Consider the following 17,565-nt stretch of genomic DNA (forward strand, 5'->3'; position numbering starts at 1 on the left):
GAACCTCGGGGGGGCTGAGGACGGTCTCGGGGACCGCGCCGAGGTCGGACACCACCACCGGCGTGCCCAGCGCCTGGGCCTCGACCGCCGAGCGGCCGAACGCGCGCATGTCGAGGCCAACTTCTCCCTCGCGCGCATGGTCGACGACACGCTGGCGATCTACGCCGGGTTGCTCGGCCGAGCGGGGCCGGCGTGACCGCGCGCCGACGGGAAGTTCTGCTGGGGGGCTTGTCTTTTCGCCCCGGACCTTCACATCACACGAAAGGCTTTCGCGTCGCGGAAGTCGGCATCGTGTCGAGTCGATCCCCGACATGTGTTGACTTGCCGCACGGTTCGGCCAAGGTAAGCTGTCCGGGATAGGCCGGAGCGATCGGTGGTCAGGGTAGCCCGGAACGGGATGCCAGCGGCCGCCGTTTCGTCGTTGCATCAGGAGAACACCGCCATTCGTAGACCAATGAGAGCCATGCCGGCCCCGCAGAAGGACGGGCCTCGCGCCAACCGGGACATCCGCGGCGTGCGCGACGTGCAGCTCATCGACGACACCGGCCTGAACCGGGGCGTCGTCGCCTTCTTCGACGCCTTAGCGCTAGCCGAAGAGGCCGGCCTCGACCTCGTCGAGATCGCGCCGAACTCCGTCCCTCCCGTCTGCAAGCTGCTCGATTACGGCCGCTTCCGCTTCAACGAACAGAAGAAGCAGAACGAGGCCCGCAAGCGGCAGAAGACGGTCGAGGTCAAGGAGATCAAGCTCCGTCCCGGCATCGACAAGCACGACTACGACACCAAGATGAAGTCGGTGCAGCGCTTCTTCGAGGAGGGCGACAAGGTCAAGGTGACCCTGCGCTTCCGCGGTCGTGAGATGGCGCACCAGGACATCGGCCTGCGCCTGCTCGAGCGGGTGAAGACCGAGACCGCCGAGATCGCCAAGGTGGAAAGCGAGCCGATGCTCGAAGGCCGCCAGATGATCATGATCCTGGCGCCGCGCTGATCCGTTCGCGCGCGTCACGAGATTCCGAAGCGCCGTCTCGCTCAGCGAGGCGGCGCTTTTTTTGTGCGACCCTACCCTGCGTTTCCGGGGCCGTGCATTCCGTGGATCCAGGCTTTCGCCGATCCGGCTCCCGGCCTATCTGCACGGGATGGCCCTGAACCCCGACGAGATCGAACGCTACGCCCGCCACCTGGTGCTGCCGGAGATCGGCGGCCCGGGGCAGGGCCGGCTGAAGGCGGCGCGGGTGCTTGTGGTGGGCGCCGGCGGCCTCGGCGCGCCGCTGATCCAGTATCTCGCCGCCGCCGGAATCGGCACGATCGGCATCGTCGACGACGACACGGTGTCGCTCTCCAACCTGCAGCGCCAGATCATCCACGGCACGCCGGACGTCGGGCGGCCGAAGGTCGAGAGCGCGGCGGACGCCGTCGCCCGGCTCAACCCGCACGTCGCGGTGGTCGCGCATCCGATTCGGATCGACGCCGCGTCGGCCGAGGCGCTGGCCGCCGACTACGACGTGGTCGCCGACGGCTCGGACAACTTCGCCACGCGGTACGCGGTCTCGGATGCCTGCTACCGGGCGCGCCGGCCCCTCGTCACCGCCGCGCTCGGCCGTTTCGACGGCACGCTGACCACGATCCGCGCCCACGAGACCGGGTCGGACGGCCGCCCGAACCCGACCTATCGCTGCCTCTTTCCGAACCCGCCGCCGCCCGGAACCGTCCCGCCCTGCGCCGAGGCCGGGGTGCTCGGGGCGCTCGCCGGCGTGATGGGCTCGTTGATGGCGATGGAGGTGATCCGCGCGGTGACGGATTTCGGCGAACCGCTGGTCGGCCGCCTGCTGATGGTCGACGCCCGCGCGATGCGGTTCGAGACCCTGGGCTACGCCTTTGACGAGGCGAACCCGCTCAGCGGTTCGGGATCTTCCCGAGAAGGCTGACGATCTCGCTCATGTCCGGCTGGTCCGCCTTGCCGAGGCAGCACTTCTTGAACTTCTTGCCGCTGCCGCACGGGCACGGATCGTTGCGCCCGACATCCTTGAACGGGTTGACCGCCGGCATGCCGTAGCCCTCGCGGGTCCAGGCGAGCTGGGTGATCGGGTCGTCCAAGTAGCCATGGTTCCACGGGTCGAGGCGCTCGCGGTCGTCCGGCTTGCGCTCGGCCTCGCGCAGGGTCTCCTTGAACCACGCGGCGTCGCTGAATTCGTCGGTGATGCGCTTGTCGCGCCGCGCCGCCTCGGCCCGCGGGGCGAGCTCGCGCAAGCCGAGGAAGGCGATCGCCTCCTCCCAGCCGATCCAGCCCATGCCGTCCTCGACGGCCGCCTTCGCGTCGTCGAAGCGGACCAGCAGGTCGCGCATGGCGCCGCGGTCGATCCGGCCCTCGATCGTGAGGTAGACGCAGGCGCCGAGCAGGGCCTGGCGCACGGCGTCGTCGACGGTGCTGTCGAGGACGAGCGCGAAGAGCGGGTCGGTCCGGCCGTCGAACAGGCTCGCCACCATCCGCGCGAGCGTCGTGGTGACGGCGTCGCCCAGGATCGCGTCGACGGTCTCCTCGTCCTGCTTGAGGAAGCGCAGGAGCGGGTCGAGCAGCCGCGCGTCGCGGGCGTGGGCCAGCACGTGCACACCCCAGAACAGCAGGTTCTCCTGCTCGGGCGTCAGCTCCGCGCCGGCGCCCGCCTCGGAGAGCAGGCGCAGGGTCTCGCCGGCGACGAGGTCCGGCTCGGCGAGCGCGCGCCGCAGCAGCGGCTCGGGCAAGGTCTCGGCCAGGGACAGCGCCTGACACAGGGATTCGGCGTCGGTCATGATCGGGGTCGCCTCGGTTGGGGTGGGATCAGCCGCGCAAGGTCGCGCCGGTCTTGCGGCCGACCTCGGCGACGATCCGGGCGCTCGCGGCCTCGATCTCGGCGTCGGTCAGCGTCCGCTCCACCGGCTGCAACCGCACCGCGATCGCCACCGACTTCGAGCCTTCCGGCACGCCGGCGCCTTCGTACACGTCGAACACCTCGACGCCGGCGACGAGCTTGCGCTCCGCGCCCGCCGCCGCCTTGACGATCTCGCCGGCGGCGACGTCGCGGCCGACCACGAAGGCGAAGTCGCGCGACACCGGTTGGAAGTCCGAGAGCATCGCGGCGCCCTTGGTCTTGGTCGGCTTCTGCTTCGGCGCCGGGATCGCGTCGAGCACGATCTCGAAGGCCACCAGCGTGCCCTTCAGGTCGAGCGCCTTCATCACCCGGGGGTGCACCTCGCCGAAGGACCCGACCTGGTTCTTCGGGCCGAACTGGAGCGTGCCCGAGCGGCCGGGATGCAGCCAGTCGGCGCCGCCGGCCACGACCTGGAGGCCGCCGGTCGGCACGCCCAACGCCGCGAGCATCGCCAGCGCGTCGGCCTTGGCCTGGAAGGCGTCCACGGTCGGCGCGGTGCCGTCCCAGTGCCGACCGCCGCCGGCGAGGTTCGCCGACCCCCGCCGCACGGCCGCGGCGCGGATGGTCTGCCCCTCCGGCGCGTCGTCGGCGAAGCATTGCCCGACCTCGAACAGGGCCGCGTCTGGGTAGACGCGGTCGGCGTTGCGTTGCGCGGCGCGCAGCAGGCCCGGCACGAGGCTCGGGCGCATGTCGGAGAGCTCCGACGCGATCGGGTTGGCCAGAACGAGGTCGGCGCCGCCGCCGCCGAACAGCACCGCGTCGTCGTGCGGGATGAACGACCACGTCACCGCTTCCATCAGGCCGCGGCTCGCCAGCGCGCGCTTGGCGCGGCGGGTGCGCTTCTGGATCAGGGTCAGCGTCGCGCGCGTGATCCCCGCCAGCGGCGGCAGCGGCTTCGGCTCGATCCGGTCGAGGCCCGCGATGCGGATGATCTCCTCGACGAGGTCGGCGCTGCCCTCCACGTCCGGCCGCCAGGACGGCGGCACCACCCTCACCCGGTCGCCCGTGCCGGAGACCCGGAAGCCGAGGGCTTCGAGCGTCACCGTCATCTCGGCGCGGGACAGGTCGAGCCCGGCGAGGCGACGCACCTCGGACCAGGGGAAGTCGATGGCGTGGTCGCCCTCGGGCATCGCACCCGCGACCGTCGCCTCGGTCGGCGTGCCGCCGCAGAAGTCGAGGACGAGCTGCGTCGCCCGGTCGAGCCCCGTCAGCGTCGAGGCCGGGTCGACGCCGCGTTCGAAGCGGTAGCGGGCGTCGGTGATGACGCCGAGGCGCCGGCCGGTCTGCGCGATGTTGGCCGGATTCCACAGGGCCGATTCGATCAGCACGTCCGTGGTCGCGGCGTCGCAGCCCGAGGCCGCCCCGCCGACGATGCCGGCGACCGACTCGACGCCGTCGTCGTCGGCGATGACGACCATCTCGCCGCCGAGCGCGTGGTCGCGCCCGTCGAGGCCCTTCAGGGTCTCGCCGGCGCGGGCGAGCCGGACGACGACGTCGCCCGCGACCTTCGCGGCGTCGAACACGTGCAGCGGCCGGCCGCGGTCGAAGGTCATGTAGTTGGTGATGTCCACGAGCGCGTTGATCGGGCGCAGCCCGATCGCCCGCAGCCGCGCCTGCATCCAGTCCGGCGATGCACCGTTGGTCACGCCGCGCACGAGGCGCAGCGCGAAGTGCGGGGCGAGGCCGCTCGCCGTCGGCACGTCGAGCGACACCGCGACGGGGCAGGGGCCTTCGCCAAGGATCTGCGGCTCGGCCGAAGATTTCAGGGCGCCGATTCCGGTGGCGGCGAGGTCGCGCGCGATCCCGAGCACCGAGGCGCAATCCGGGCGATTGGGGGTCAGGTTGATCTCGATGACCGGGTCGTCGAGCCCGGCCCAGAGGGCGTAGGGCGTGCCGACCGGCGCGTCCTGGGCCAAGTCGAGGATGCCGTCGTGGTCGTCGCCCAAGCCGAGTTCGGCCCCCGAGCATAGCATGCCGCGGCTCTCGACGCCGCGGATGTTGCCGACGGACAGGGTGATGTCCTTGCCCGGCACGTAGGTGCCGGGCGGCGCGAACACGCTCAGCATGCCCGCCCGCGCGTTCGGCGCGCCGCAGACCACCTGGAGCGGCTTTCCGTCCCCGGCGTCGACGCTGCAGACCCTGAGCCGGTCGGCGTTGGGATGCGGCTCGGCGCTGAGCACCTTGGCGATCACGTAGGGCTTGAGCGCGGAGGCCTTGTCCTCGACGCCCTCGACCTCGAGCCCGATCCGGGTGAGCGTCTCGGCGATCACGTCGAGGGACGCCTCGGTGTCGAGGTGGTCCTTGAGCCAGGAGAGGGTGAATTTCATGGGATTCGAGACGCTTCGGTTCAGGCGGCGCGCTGTCGCGCGATCAGAAGGATGGCGAGTTCCAGACGCTTGGGCGCTTCGAGGCCGCTCGACAGAGAAACGGCTTCCTGCGCATCCGCAATGAGCGTCAACGTCTGGGTTCGGCTGAAAAGGGGTGAGGGAGGAGCGTAATCGGCGGCATGACGCTGCTCCTGCAGGCTGCCGAACAGGAAGGCGACGCGTTCGATCCGCTCGTCGATCTGTCGGGCTTCCCGGCTTCGCAGCTTCTTGAGAACGGGTCCATGATCGAGCGAGCGATAGATCGGCGCCAGGATCGACGCCTTGCTCCATCCGACGAGGGCGTCGGAACAGGTCGCGCACAGGGCGTGGAACACGGCGTGATACGCGCCGCTCACGGCACGCCGCATGCAGGCCTGCCGGAACGTCGGCTGCCCGGGACTTGCGGCGAGCAGTTCGGCCGTCGCGATCAGGTCGGCGACGAGGGGCCCTGGTATCCGGCGAGGCTTCATTCTGCGGCCTGGACGTCGTCCGAATACGGGGGCGGATCGTCAGGGAACGCGTAGATCAGATACGGGAAACGGTGTTCGCCGGCGGCTTCCAGAGCGTGCCCGAGTGCGACCATGGCGTCGCCGGTCACGCCGCCGCCCGTGACGCCTGCGCCGGGCTTGAAGCGCACCGTGATGAAGAGCGCATCCTCGCCTGCGGAGTTGGGACGTGCCTCGACGTGCGCTGCATCGAAACCCGCACCGTGCAACGACGCGCCGAGGACGCGCTGTGCGATCGTCTGGACCTCGAACTCGGTCATCGAAACCTCCCGAGACGTTTACCCCGTCAGCCCGCCGATCAAGCTCGGCACGTCGAGCGGGCGGAAGCCGTAATGCTCGATCCAGCGGATGTCGGCCTCGAAGAACGGCCGCAGGTCCGGCATGCCGTACTTGAGCATGGCGATGCGGTCGATGCCGACGCCGAAGGCGAAGCCCTGGAACTCGTTCGGATCGAGCCCGCAATTGGTCAGCACGTTCGGGTGCACCATGCCGCAACCGAGGATCTCGAGCCAGTCCGTGCCCTCGCCGAAACGGATCTCGCCGCCCTTGCGCGAGCACTGGATGTCGACCTCGGCCGAGGGCTCGGTGAAAGGGAAGAACGAGGGCCGGAAGCGCATCTTCACGGCGTCGACCTCGAAGAACGCCTTGCAGAACTCTTCCAGGACCCATTTCAGGTTGGCGATGTTGGCCGCCTTGTCGATCACCAGCCCCTCGACCTGATGGAACATCGGCGTGTGGGTCTGGTCGGAATCGTGCCGGTAGGTCCGGCCCGGGATGATCACCCGGATCGGCGGCTTTTGCGCCCGCATGGTGCGGATCTGGACCGGCGAGGTGTGCGTGCGCAGCACCTTGCGCTTCCCTTCCGCGTCGGGCGCGAGGAAGAAGGTGTCGTGCATCTCGCGCGCCGGGTGGCCGGGCGGGAAGTTCAGCGCGGTGAAGTTCAGCTCGTCGGTCTCGATGTCCGGGCCTTCGGCGACCGAGAACCCCATGTCGGCGAAGATCGCGGTGATCTCGTCGATGACCTGGCTGATCGGGTGGATGCGCCCGCGGGCCTCCGGCGCCTCGCGCAGGGGCAGCGTCACGTCGATGCGCTCGGCCGCGAGCCGGGCTTCGAGGGCCGCCTCGGCCAGCGCCTCGCGGCGCTGCGCGATTGCGCCCTGCACCCGGTCGCGCAGGCCGTTGATCAGGGGGCCGCGCGCCTTGCGCTCCTCGGGGCTCATGGCGCCGAGGGTCTTCAGCAGTTCGGAGACGCTGCCCTTCTTGCCGAGCGCCGCGACGCGCACGGACTCGAGCGACGCCTCGTCGGCTGCGGACGCGACCTGGGCAAGCAGGTCGCCTTCGAGGGTGTCGAGATCGGTCATCGCGGTCCCATCGCGTGCGGGTCACCGCCCGGCGCAGCGGCGCGGGCTGGCGGACAAGGGGTCTGCGAACATGACGAAGGCGCGGCGCCCCCGAGGGAGCCCCGCGCCTTTCGCCGGTTCGTCGCTCGGATGGGGCTCAGGCCGCCTTGGCGGGCTGCGCGGCCGGCAGCGCGGCCTTGGCCTTCTCGACCACGACGGCGAAGCTCGCCGGCTCGTGGATCGCGAGGTCGGACAGCGCTTTGCGGTCGACGACGATGCCGGACTTCGCCAGGCCGTCGATGAAGCGCGAATAGGTCAGGCCGTGCTCGCGGACGGCGGCGTTCAGGCGCTGGATCCAGAGGGCGCGGAACGTGCGCTTCTTGTTCTTACGATCGCGGTAGGCATACTGCATGCCCTTCTCGACCGCCTGCTTGGCGATCCGGATCGTATTCTTGCGCCGGCCGTAATAGCCACGGGCGGCCTTGAGGACTTTCTTGTGCTTGGCGTGACTGGTCACGCCGCGTTTGACGCGGGCCATGTTGTATCTCCTGGATCGAAAAAAGCAGTCTCGGCGGTCGTGAAGCGCTTACCGGCTGTTGGGCAGGAAGTACTTCTTCACGTTGGCGGCATCGCCCTCGAACAGGGTGGTGGTGCCGCGCAGGTTGCGGATCTGCTTCGTCGTCCGCTTGATCATCCCGTGGCGCTTACCGGCCTGGGCGTACATGACCTTGCCGGTCCCGGTGATCTTGAAGCGCTTCTTGGCGCCCGATTTGGTCTTCAGCTTGGGCATTTGGCTCTCCGCTGCGCGAAACCCCTGCCGTCCGACGATGGCCGGAGGGGTGCGCTCGATGGATGCTTCTGGTGGAGCAGCATGAACCGCCACGGCAGCCCTAACCGGCCGGGCGGTTCCACGCGGGGCGGCTTATGGCAGAAACCGCGCTCCGCTTCAATGCCTTCGCGGATGCCCGGTCGATCCCGACGTTCCCGCCGGAGCGTCCGGAGGCCGGGTCACAGCTTGGCGGTGATGGTGGCGAGCACGGAGAGCGGCGCGCCGGGTGCGTTGTTGAACTGGTTGAACGGCTGCTCGATGTAGCGCCGGTCGGTGAGGTTGCGCGCGTTCAGCGAGAAGCGGGCGTGCTCGTCGAAATCGTAGAACAACGCCGCGTCGAGGCGGGCATAGCCGCCGACGGTGTAGCTGTTGTTCAGGTCGCCCGTGCGCCGCCCGACATAGGTGATGCCGCCGCCGACGGTCCAGCCGCGCAGGAAGCCGTCCTGGAACTGGTAGGTCGACCACAGGCTGGTGCTGAAGCTCGGCACGCCGACGAGGCGGTTGCCCACCGTGAAGGTCGTGTCCTTGGTGATCCGCGCGTCGAGCTGCCCGATGCTGCCGATGACCTTCCAGCCGGGCAGGATCTGGCCGGCCAGATCCGCTTCGACGCCCTGCGAGCGCTGCTCGCCGGTGATCACCGAGAAGCCGGTGTTGGCCGGGTCGGTGGCGGCGACGTTCTGGCGGGTGATGCGGAAGGCGGCCGCGCTCAGGGTCAGGTCCGGCGTGAGGTCGAGGCGGCTTCCGACCTCGATCTGGTCGCCGGTCTCGGGGGCCGGGTTCGAGACGTTGAGGACGTTGGCGGTCTGCGGCTTGAACGAGGTCGTGTAGCTCGCATACAGCGTCAGCGGATCGAACGGCCGGTAGACGAGGCCGACGCGCGGCGAGGTTCCCGACAGCTCCTGGTCCGGCGGCACCGCGCGCGAGGTCGGCGTCCGATTGAAGTAGAACTGCGTTCCGGTGTCGTAGCGGACGCCGAGCAGCAGCTGCAGGCCGTAGCCGAGGTCGACCTGGTCCTGCACGTAGAGGCCGTAGAGGTCGTTGTTCTGCCGGAGGTCGCCCTGCAAGGTCGTGCCGACGACGGCCGAGCCGAAGGTCGGGTTGAGGAAGCCGACCGACGGGAAGCCGGTGCTCTGCGTCGTGTAGGAATGGCGATAGCCGTTCGTATACTCGAACCCGACGAGCACGGTGTTGCGCAGGCCGAACAAATCGAACTTCGCGACCATCTCGGTCTGGCTGTCGATCGAGGCGTAGGCCGAGCGCACGGCGGTCTCCCGGCGTGCCACGATGCTGTTGTTGTTGCTCAGGCCTGTCGCGCGGGTCGCGATCAGGTCGAAAGCGCCGCCCTGGGCGCTGAAGACCTCGCGCAGGGTGACGTTCTCGTTCACGTCGTGCTCGATGCGGAGCAGACCGAAATTCGCCGTGCCGTTGTAGCGGCTGAAGGGCTCGCCGTAGTACCGGCCGATGTCGTCGAGGGGCACGCGCCCGTTCCGGGCGATCAGGCCCTCGTCGTACTGGGTGTCGGTGCGGGTGAACTCGCCGAGGAACGACACGCGGGTGTCGGGCGACGGGTTCCAGGTAAAGGCCGGCGCCACGAAGGTGCGGGAATTGTCGCGGCCGCCGTAGTTGCGGAAGGTCGGGTCGGACTGCCCGGCGAAGCTGATGCGGGCCGCCAGGCCCTCGACGCTCGGGATCGGGCTCGACACCGAGCCCTGCACGCGGCGGAAGCCGAAGCTGCCGCCCTGGATGCTGAGGTCGCCCGAGGGCACCAGGGTCGGCTGGCGGGTGACGACGTTGATCAGGCCCCCCGGCTCGCCGCGGCCGTAGAGCACGGAGGCCGGCCCCTTCAGAACCTCGATGCGCTCCACGTCGGCGAGGTCGCGCTGGACGGTGTAGAAGTTGCTCGCCTGGTTCAGCAGGACGCCGTCGATCGCGTAGGTCTGGGTGGCGAAGCCGCGGATGATGAAGGTCTCGCTCCGGCCCTGCAGGGTACCGCCGGGCTGCACGTTGCTGACGTTCTGCAACGCGTCGGCGAGGCGGACGTCCTGCTGGTCCACCAGCACGTCGCGCGGCACCACCTGGATCGATTGCGGCGTGTCCCGCAACGCCGTGTCGGTGCGGGTGGCGGTGGCCGAGCGTGCGGCGCGATAGCCGGCGACCGGGCCGCCGGCCCGCTCGGCGCCGACGCCGGTGACGCTCAGCTCCGACAGGACGACCTCGTCCGCCGCCGGGGCGGTCTGCGCCTCGGCCGCGGAGGCGAGGACGGCCGTCAGCGCGAGCACAGAGGCCAGCAAGCAACCGGTGGTTTCAGCGCGCCGCCGTCTCGTATCTCCGCCGTCCCGGACCATCGTTCTCGCTCGCGCTCATAGTGTCGGAGGCGATCGGCCCCGCTCGATCCCTTGGCGGATCACGGGCGGTACTTGCAATGATCGGACGAAATAAAGCGACGTATAAGCAAGATCCTTCGCGATGCGTCGCCCAAAGGGCACAACATCGATTTGGAATACTTCAAAACTATGCTTTTTCGATCTTGGTTTCCGCAAACGGCTCGGCTCGGTGTTTTCGGCCGACTTCGGCACCGCACAGGCTGTTCGCGCCGCCGGGTTCGCGTCGGGTCCGCGTCGGGTCCGAACGGGCTTCGAGGATACCGGGGACAAGTCCCGGCGACGCCGACGGAGAGCTGCCTTCGCACCGCACAAGGAACCATAACCTTGGCCGTGGGTTTCGTTCATGTCCCACTCAGCCCGGGTCGGGTTAGATCCCCGAAACGCTGGCTAATCAGGAGACCTTTCGTGCGCATTGCCCAGATCGCCCCGCTCTCGGAAGCCGTACCGCCGAAGTTCTACGGCGGCACCGAGCGCGTCGTCAGCTGGATCACCGAAGAGTTGGTCCGCCAGGGCCACGACGTCACCCTGTTCGCGAGCGGCGATTCCGAGACCTCGGCCAAGCTCGCGGCCTGCACGCCCGAGGGTCTGCGCCTGCTCGGCTACCGCGACCACACCGCGAGCCACCTCGCGATGCTGCATCAGGTCCATCGCCGGGCGCACGAGTTCGATATCCTGCACTTCCACATCGACCTGCTTCAGTACCCGATGTTCGAGGACCTGAACCACAAGTGCATCACCACGATGCACGGTCGCCTCGACGTGCCGGACTTCATGCCGGTCTACAAGACCTTCACCGGGATGCCGCTGGTGTCGATCTCCGACAACCAGCGCGAGCCGATGCCGCCGAACGTCAACTGGCTGTCGACGATCCATCACGGCCTCCCGGCCCAGAACTGCCCCTATTCGCCGGAGGCCAAGGGCGGCTACCTCGCCTTCCTCGGCCGCATCTCCCCCGAGAAGCGCCCCGACCGCGCGATCGAGATGGCGATCCGCTCCGGCACGCCGCTGAAGATCGCCGCCAAGGTCGACAAGGCCGACCAGAAGTACTGGGACGAGGTCATCGAGCCGATGACCCACCACCCGCTGGTCGAGTACATCGGCGAGATCAACGAGGACCAAAAGAAGGAATTCCTCGGCAACGCCCTGGCGCTGGCCTTCCCGATCGACTGGCCGGAGCCCTTCGGCCTCGTCATGATCGAGGCGATGTCGGCCGGCACCCCGGTGATCGCCTTCCGCAACGGCTCCGTTCCGGAGGTCATCGCCGACGGCGTCAGCGGCGTCCTGTGCGAGACCATGGACGACGCGGTCGCCGCGGTCGCCAAGGTCAAGACCATGAGCCGCGCCGGCGTGCGCCGCCACTTCGAGACCGCCTTCACCGCCGAGTGCATGGTCAAGAAGTACGTCGCCGCCTACGAGCAGCTGATTTCCGCCCGCGATTCGGTCATCGCGCTGCCGGGCGCCGCGTCCTTCGCCCCGCATTACGGCGAGATGAACGGCTCGGCCCGTCCGGCGATCTCCATCGCCGCGATGCCGGCCTGATCCCAGACCTCCGGCATCCGGCTTGCTTCGGGCTGGATGCGGATGAGCTGACCGACGCGGACGAGGGTTTTCTCCGTCCGCGCGGCGTCGTACAAACGGCTCAATCAGACGGTCACCAGGGCCGCCGCATCGCACATTCGCGATCCGGCGGCCCTTTCGATTCGCACTCCTGGATGCGCGGAGCAGGTCACGCATGGCGGACACGACGACGGCAAAGGCGCAGCTCGGCGGCGACGGATCGCGGACGGTCGCGCACGGCTTCCAGGATGCCGACGAGGTGCTGCCGCAGTACCACATCGAGGCGCAGACCTCCCTGGTCGACCGGCCGCTGCGCTCGCTGAAGTTCGGCGAGGCCTTCGCGGTGCTCGATTCCTTCGGCGACATCGGCGTGCAGCCGGGGCCGGAGGGGCTGTACTTCCAGGACACGCGCTACCTCTCGCGCCTGCACTTCACCATCGAGGGCCAGCGCCCGCTGATGCTGTCCTCGGTGATGCAGGACGACAACGGCGCGCTCTCCGTCGACATGACGACGCCGGACATCCGCCTCGACGGCGACGACGAGATCACGCTGCCGCGCGAGATCATCGCCATCGAGCGCACCAAGTTCCTGTTCCGCGGCGCCTGCTACGACCGGATCGGCCTGCGCTCCTACGATTCGCGCCACCGGACGCTCCGGATCGAGGTGACGTTCGACGCCGACTACCGCGACCTGTTCGAGGTCCGCGGTACGGCCCGCACCAGCCGCGGCAAGCGCGCCGTGCAGGTCGCGAGCGAGCACGAGGTCCAGTTCCGCTACGTCGGCCTCGACGAGATCGTCCGCACCACCGCCCTGCATTTCGGGCCGAAGCCCAAGCTGCTCGAGCCCGGCCGCGCGGTGTTCGAGGTGACGCTCGCCCCCGAGGGCCGCGCCTCGCTGTTCGTCCGCGTGGTCTGCGAGGCGCACCGCGCGTTCACCAGCGCGCCCTCCGTCGAGAAGACCGGCGAGGACGCCGCCGCCGCGCTTTCGCTGGCCTCTGGCAGCACCGCGGTGAAGCCGCCGAAGGGCCTCTACGAGGGCATGGTCTTCGCTCGCGCCTACCGCGACGCGCGCCGGGACCTGCGCGAGCTGACCGCCGGCATCACCACGATCATCTCGTCGAACGACCAGTTCAACGAGGCCGCCTGCCGCGCCACCGCCGACCTCTACATGCTGGCGAGCCGCACGCCCGAGGGCATCTACCCGTTCGCCGGCATCCCCTGGTACTCCACGGTGTTCGGGCGCGACGGCATCATCACCGCGATGATGGCGCTGTGGATCGACCCGAAATTCGCCAAGGGCGTGCTGCGCTACCTCGCGGTGACGCAGGCCAAGGCGGTGGACCCGGCCGCCGACGCGCAGCCGGGCAAGGTGCTGCACGAGACCCGCCGCGGCGAGATGGCGATGCTCGGCGAGGTGCCGTTCCGGCACTATTACGGCACCATCGACGGCACGCCGCTCTTCGTGATGCTGGCCTCAGAATACTACGCCGTCACCGGCGACCGCGAGACGATCACCCGGATCTGGCCGGCGCTCGAGCTCGCGCTCGCCTGGATGAACGATTACGGCGACCGGGACGGCGACGGCTTCGTCGAATACGCCCGCGACACCGACAAGGGGCTCGAGAACCAGGGCTGGAAGGACAGCCACGACTCGATCTTCCACGACGACGGCCACCTGGCGAAGGGTCCGATCGCGCTGTGCGAAGTCCAGGGCTACGTCTACGCCGCCAAGAACGGCATGGCCAAGCTCGCGGCGATGCTCGGCCACGACGCGATGGCCGAGACCCTGACCCTGGAGGCGGACGCCCTGCGGGATGCGTTCGACGCCGCGTTCTGGAACGAAGAGATCGGCACCTATGCCCTGGCGCTCGACGGCGAGAAGCGGCAATGCGCCGTGCGCTCGTCGAATGCGGGTCACGCCCTGTTCACCGGCATCGCCAAGCCCGAGCGGGCGGCGCAGGTGGCGGCGACGCTGCTGTCGAAGGACGGCTTCAACGGATGGGGCGTGCGCACGATCGCCCGCGGCGAGGCGCGCTACAACCCGATGTCGTACCACAACGGCTCGATCTGGCCGCACGACAACGCGATCATCGCCATGGGGCTCGCCCACTACGACCTCAAGCACGAGGCCGCGCGCATCTTCCAGGGCATGTTCGACACCGCCCTGTACCAGGACCAGAAGCGGCTGCCGGAGCTGTTCTGCGGCTTCATGCGCCGGCGCCAGCGCGGGCCGGTCTCCTATCCGGTGGCCTGCAGCCCGCAGGCCTGGGCCGCGGCGGCGCCGTTCGCGTTCCTCTCGGCCTGCCTCGGCCTGGAGCTCGACCACGCCCGCAATCGCGTCCGCCTGCGCAACCCGATCCTGCCGGCGTTCCTCGACGGCGTCTCGCTCTACAATGTGCGGCTGGGCGAATCGCGGGTGGATCTCCGCTTCCACCGCCACGGCGACGACGTCACCGTCAGCGTAATGCGCCGCGTCGGCGACGCGCAGGTGGTGGTTCTCAAGTAGCTGCGTCGGGCATCTCGGGGGCAGGCATCTCGGGGGCAGGCATCTCGGGTGTAGGCATGTCGGCGTCGGATGTGTCGGCGTCGGGCTTGGCGACAGCCAGCACGACGCCGGCGAAGTCGCCGCGCTGCCATTGGCGCGCGACCGGATAGGCGACGGCCTGCCCCGGGATCGCGAGCGTGACCTCGGCGGGCAGGCGGTGACGGCGCGAGATCGCGAGCTTCGCGCCCGTCGCCGACATGTCGCGGATCACGCAAGGATGGGTCGCCCCGTCGGGGCAGACGATCGTGGCCGGGATCATCACCGCGTTGCGGCGGCCGCCGGAGCGCTTCTCCGACGGCGCCGGCACCAGGCTGAGATGGCTGCCGGCCTTGGCCGGCTCGGACCCCGCCTTCGCGTCCATGCCTCGATGCTCCCCTCGCGTGCGCGACCCGTCGGGCGGCTTTTGTCCCGGACCCATGTTGTCGTAAGCTTCGTTTCTCAAGAAGGATTGAAGATGCAGGCTCCGCGCTCCGGGACTACGCCGTCTTGCGCGAGCAGGCCGACCTGCCCGATCATCCCCGGGCCTCCGGTCGTCGGGCGCCCGGCGTGAGCGCGCAAGCGAGTCCGCTCGATCTGGCGCAGGCGCTGCTCCGCTGCCCCTCGGTGACCCCCGAGGAGGGCGGCGCCCTGGCCCTGCTCGACCGGGTCCTCACCGAGGCCGGGTTCTCCGTCGCGCGTCCGGTCTTCTCCGAGCCCGGCACGCCCGACGTCGAGAACCTCTACGCCCGGATCGGATCGGGCGGCCCGTGCCTGCTGTTCGCCGGCCATACCGACGTGGTCCCCCCCGGCGACGCGGCGGCGTGGCGGAGCGGACCGTTCGACGGTGCGGTCGCCGACGGCATCCTCTACGGGCGCGGCGCCGTCGACATGAAGGGCGGCATCGCCTGCATGCTCGCCGCCGCCCTGCGCTTCCTGCAGGCACGCGGCCCGAATTTTTCCGGGTCGATCGCGTTCCTCGTCACCGGCGACGAGGAGGGGCCGGCGGTGAACGGAACCGTCAAGCTGCTCGATTGGGCGAAGGCCCAGGGCGAGCGCTTCGACCATTGCCTGCTCGGCGAGCCGACGAACCCGAGCACGCTCGGCGAAATGATCAAGATCGGGCGTCGCGGCTCCCTCACGGGCAAGCTCACGGTCCACGGCCGGCAGGGCCACGTCGCCTACCCGCACCGGGCCGAGAACCCGATCCCGGGGATGCTGCGCCTCGCCTCGGCGCTCGCCGACGACCCGCTCGACGGCGGCACCGCGCATTTCGACGCCTCGAACCTCGAATTCACGACGATCGACGTCGGCAACAAAGCCACCAACGTCATCCCGGCGGATGCGCGGGCGGTGTTCAACATCCGCTTCAACGAGGGCTGGGATGCCGAGACGCTCGGCGCCGAGATCCGCCGCCGCCTCGATGCGGCCGCCGGCAACGCCGTCCGCTACACCCTCGACCTCGCGCCCTCGAATTCCCCGGCCTTCCTCACGCGGCCCGACGCCTTCGTCGACCTGGTCTCGGACGCGATCGCGGCCGAGACGGGCCTGCGCCCGACGCTCTCCACGACGGGCGGCACCTCGGACGCGCGCTTCATCAAGGACGCCTGCCCGGTGATCGAGTTCGGCCTCGTCGGCGAGACGATGCACCAGGTCGACGAGTGCGTGCCGGTGGCCGACCTGGAACGGTTGACGGCGATCTACGTGCGGATGCTCGACGCCTACTTCCCAACCGGCGCCTGAGGAAGAGGCTCAGGCGCGCTCGGCCCGAATCCCGCGGCAAATCCAGCCCTTGCGCGACTGATTCCGGCACAGCACCCGGTAGCCGCCGCCGCGGAAGCGGCGGCTCTTCGAGCCGAGCCGGTCGCCGACGGCGATGTAGATCTGTCGCAGGCGTTGCACATGCGGGTCGTCGAGGCGCAACTCGATGCTCGCGCGGACGAGGGCGGCGGTGGCGGCGCGATCCTTCGGGTCGAGGGGCACCAGCGCCTCGCCGAGGATGATGCGCCCGACCTCCAGCAGAAGCGCGTCCTTGGACGGGTCCTTACCGGCGGCGAGCCGTTCGAGGTCGAACAGCGTCCGCACGCCGAGCGGCCACAGCCGCACGATCTTGTCCCGCCCGACGGAGCAGCAGAGCTGCGCCTGCGCGACCCAATCCATGATCTGGTAGACGCCGTAAGGTGTCTCGACGAACAGCATCAGTGGGTTGGCCGCAGCGAGGTTCTGCGTCGAGTGGATGTGGTGGTCGTCGAGCCGGACCCGGATCTCGCTGTCGATGCCGTCGACGATCTCGACCGGGGTGATCTTGAACGCCCGGAAGACCTCTTCTTCCTCGCGCTTGAAGTTCTTCAACTGGTCGCGCTGGATGATGCTGCGCAGGACGACCTCCGGCATGACGCCGGCGACGAAGCAGGCGGTGATGGCCGCGGCCGCCGTCACCGCGGGCGAGACCGGCACCACCAGCGTCACGAGCTGGCTTCCGAACCAGATGATCGAGGTGAAGACGATCGGCCCGAGGACGAAGCTGATGAGGATCTTGTTGGTCTCGTTGGCGATCATGCCCGGGCTGAGGTCGAAGTTCTTGATCGCGCGGTACAGGCTGCGCAAAGCCGTGATGTAGCTGCCGGCGAAGGCTGCGCAGATGCCGAGCAGCCAGACCATGCCGACGCCCGTCGGCGTCGGGTAGCTGAAGCCGCCCCAGCGCAGGCCGCTCGGCTCGGTCATATGCTCGGCGAGCACCGATAGGAGCAGGGACAGGCCGTAGAAGGTCGAGGTCGCCGCGAGGATTCCGAATGGGGCGGAGCCGATGATCCACGCGATCACCGAATAGTCCTCGCGCTTGCCGCGGGTCTCTGCCGCCCAGACCGTGCTCCGCTCGCCCTCCGCCCGGCCGGCCGCCGGGTCCCGGCTTCGGCGGGCGCCGACGAAGTACTTGTATTTCACGAACTCGAATGACGGAATCAGGTTGGTCCCGGCTGGATCACCGATGTCGAACACGGTCGCGAGGTCGGTGATGATCTCCTGGCGGTGCTTCTTGATCGATTCCCGCACGGCGATGAAGATCAGCGGCGAGAAGAACGCGAAGCACGTCGCCAGATAGACGATGATCTGAAACGGGCCTTCCATGGTCGTCGCCCCCCGGGTGCGCAAACAGCGCCC

15 protein-coding genes are annotated in these 17,565 nt (G+C 69.2%); 5 read left to right on the top strand and 10 right to left on the bottom strand.

The genetic code is table 11. The features are described from left to right. Window positions 1-463: 463 nt before the first annotated feature. Together infC and moeB are read left to right on the top strand one after the other, a co-directional pair. Window positions 464-985 carry a translation initiation factor IF-3 gene (gene infC / locus FV229_RS07125; protein WP_238270738.1) on the top strand — a complete coding sequence of 174 codons (522 nt, stop codon included), beginning with the start codon at window positions 464-466 and terminating at the stop codon, window positions 983-985. Between the two features lie 148 nt (window positions 986-1,133). Next, the gene (gene moeB, locus FV229_RS07130; protein WP_147751294.1) at window positions 1,134-1,922 is read left to right on the top strand and encodes a molybdopterin-synthase adenylyltransferase MoeB; all 789 of its coding nucleotides are present in this window, start codon (window positions 1,134-1,136) and stop codon (window positions 1,920-1,922) included. Here moeB and FV229_RS07135 read toward each other — a convergent pair. The 8 genes from FV229_RS07135 to FV229_RS07170 all read right to left on the bottom strand — a co-directional run bounded on the left by FV229_RS07135 (window position 1,891) and on the right by FV229_RS07170 (window position 10,214). Further along, window positions 1,891-2,784: a DUF1186 domain-containing protein gene (locus FV229_RS07135; RefSeq protein ID WP_147751295.1), complete on the bottom strand. Its 894-nt coding sequence runs from the start codon at window positions 2,782-2,784 to the stop codon at window positions 1,891-1,893. The genes moeB and FV229_RS07135 overlap by 32 nt on opposite strands. Window positions 2,785-2,812: 28 nt before the next feature. After that, a complete protein-coding gene (gene pheT / locus FV229_RS07140) occupies window positions 2,813-5,230 on the bottom strand; it encodes a phenylalanine--tRNA ligase subunit beta (protein WP_147751296.1) in 2,418 nt (805 codons plus the stop codon). 20 nt (window positions 5,231-5,250) lie between these two features. Beyond that, entirely contained in the window at window positions 5,251-5,739 is a 489-nt protein-coding gene (locus tag FV229_RS07145) for a hypothetical protein (protein ID WP_147751297.1), read from the bottom strand. Beyond that, entirely contained in the window at window positions 5,736-6,035 is a 300-nt protein-coding gene (locus tag FV229_RS07150) for a hypothetical protein (protein ID WP_147751298.1), read from the bottom strand. The genes FV229_RS07145 and FV229_RS07150 overlap by 4 nt, the downstream gene beginning before the upstream one ends. A gap of 18 nt (window positions 6,036-6,053) precedes the next feature. Beyond that, complete coding sequence (pheS, locus tag FV229_RS07155) at window positions 6,054-7,136, bottom strand: phenylalanine--tRNA ligase subunit alpha (RefSeq protein WP_147751299.1); 1,083 nt, start codon at window positions 7,134-7,136, stop codon at window positions 6,054-6,056. A 136-nt stretch (window positions 7,137-7,272) separates the two neighbouring features. Beyond that, the gene (gene rplT / locus FV229_RS07160; protein WP_147751300.1) at window positions 7,273-7,653 is read right to left on the bottom strand and encodes a 50S ribosomal protein L20; all 381 of its coding nucleotides are present in this window, start codon (window positions 7,651-7,653) and stop codon (window positions 7,273-7,275) included. Window positions 7,654-7,701: 48 nt separating this feature from the next. Next, on the bottom strand, window positions 7,702-7,905 hold the full coding sequence (gene rpmI, locus FV229_RS07165) for a 50S ribosomal protein L35 (protein ID WP_018044555.1): 204 nt from the start codon (window positions 7,903-7,905) through the stop codon (window positions 7,702-7,704). Window positions 7,906-8,123: 218 nt separating this feature from the next. Then, window positions 8,124-10,214, bottom strand: a complete 2,091-nt coding sequence (locus tag FV229_RS07170; RefSeq protein WP_246688093.1) for a TonB-dependent siderophore receptor — start codon at window positions 10,212-10,214, stop codon at window positions 8,124-8,126. 519 nt (window positions 10,215-10,733) lie between these two features. On the opposite strand from FV229_RS07170, the gene FV229_RS07175 reads away from it, so the two are divergent. Continuing rightward, a complete protein-coding gene (locus FV229_RS07175; RefSeq protein ID WP_147751302.1) occupies window positions 10,734-11,867 on the top strand; it encodes a glycosyltransferase family 4 protein in 1,134 nt (377 codons plus the stop codon). A 193-nt stretch (window positions 11,868-12,060) separates the two neighbouring features. Beyond that, window positions 12,061-14,391, top strand: a complete 2,331-nt coding sequence (locus tag FV229_RS07180) for a glycogen debranching N-terminal domain-containing protein (protein ID WP_147751303.1) — start codon at window positions 12,061-12,063, stop codon at window positions 14,389-14,391. Here FV229_RS07180 and FV229_RS07185 read toward each other — a convergent pair. Beyond that, complete coding sequence (locus FV229_RS07185) at window positions 14,384-14,791, bottom strand: PilZ domain-containing protein (RefSeq protein WP_147751304.1); 408 nt, start codon at window positions 14,789-14,791, stop codon at window positions 14,384-14,386. The two genes, FV229_RS07180 and FV229_RS07185, sit on opposite strands and share 8 nt — an antisense overlap. A 185-nt stretch (window positions 14,792-14,976) precedes the next feature. On the opposite strand from FV229_RS07185, the gene dapE reads away from it, so the two are divergent. Beyond that, window positions 14,977-16,149, top strand: coding sequence for a succinyl-diaminopimelate desuccinylase (gene dapE / locus FV229_RS07190; RefSeq protein ID WP_147751305.1), 1,173 nt, complete (start codon window positions 14,977-14,979; stop codon window positions 16,147-16,149). Between the two features lie 9 nt (window positions 16,150-16,158). On the opposite strand, the gene FV229_RS07195 is transcribed toward dapE, so the two are convergent. Continuing rightward, window positions 16,159-17,532: a hypothetical protein gene (locus FV229_RS07195; RefSeq protein WP_147751306.1), complete on the bottom strand. Its 1,374-nt coding sequence runs from the start codon at window positions 17,530-17,532 to the stop codon at window positions 16,159-16,161. Between the last annotated feature and the right edge of the window lie 33 nt (window positions 17,533-17,565).

This window comes from Methylobacterium sp. WL120, from assembly GCF_008039465.1.
Classification (GTDB): Bacteria; Pseudomonadota; Alphaproteobacteria; order Rhizobiales; family Beijerinckiaceae; genus Methylobacterium; species Methylobacterium cerastii.

Bases quoted from the DNA above. Each gene is read 5' to 3' on its own strand.
- FV229_RS07135 (WP_147751295.1), bottom strand. From the start codon at position 2,784: ATGACCGACGCCGAATCCCTGTGTCAGGCGCTGTCCCTGGCCGAGACC.
- infC (WP_238270738.1), top strand. From the start codon at position 464: ATGCCGGCCCCGCAGAAGGACGGGCCTCGCGCCAACCGGGACATCCGC.
- FV229_RS07145 (WP_147751297.1), bottom strand. From the start codon at position 5,739: ATGAAGCCTCGCCGGATACCAGGGCCCCTCGTCGCCGACCTGATCGCG.
- pheT (WP_147751296.1), bottom strand. From the start codon at position 5,230: ATGAAATTCACCCTCTCCTGGCTCAAGGACCACCTCGACACCGAGGCG.
- FV229_RS07180 (WP_147751303.1), top strand. From the start codon at position 12,061: ATGGCGGACACGACGACGGCAAAGGCGCAGCTCGGCGGCGACGGATCG.
- rpmI (WP_018044555.1), bottom strand. From the start codon at position 7,905: ATGCCCAAGCTGAAGACCAAATCGGGCGCCAAGAAGCGCTTCAAGATC.
- FV229_RS07150 (WP_147751298.1), bottom strand. From the start codon at position 6,035: ATGACCGAGTTCGAGGTCCAGACGATCGCACAGCGCGTCCTCGGCGCG.
- moeB (WP_147751294.1), top strand. From the start codon at position 1,134: ATGGCCCTGAACCCCGACGAGATCGAACGCTACGCCCGCCACCTGGTG.
- FV229_RS07195 (WP_147751306.1), bottom strand. From the start codon at position 17,532: ATGGAAGGCCCGTTTCAGATCATCGTCTATCTGGCGACGTGCTTCGCG.
- FV229_RS07185 (WP_147751304.1), bottom strand. From the start codon at position 14,791: ATGGACGCGAAGGCGGGGTCCGAGCCGGCCAAGGCCGGCAGCCATCTC.
- rplT (WP_147751300.1), bottom strand. From the start codon at position 7,653: ATGGCCCGCGTCAAACGCGGCGTGACCAGTCACGCCAAGCACAAGAAA.
- pheS (WP_147751299.1), bottom strand. From the start codon at position 7,136: ATGACCGATCTCGACACCCTCGAAGGCGACCTGCTTGCCCAGGTCGCG.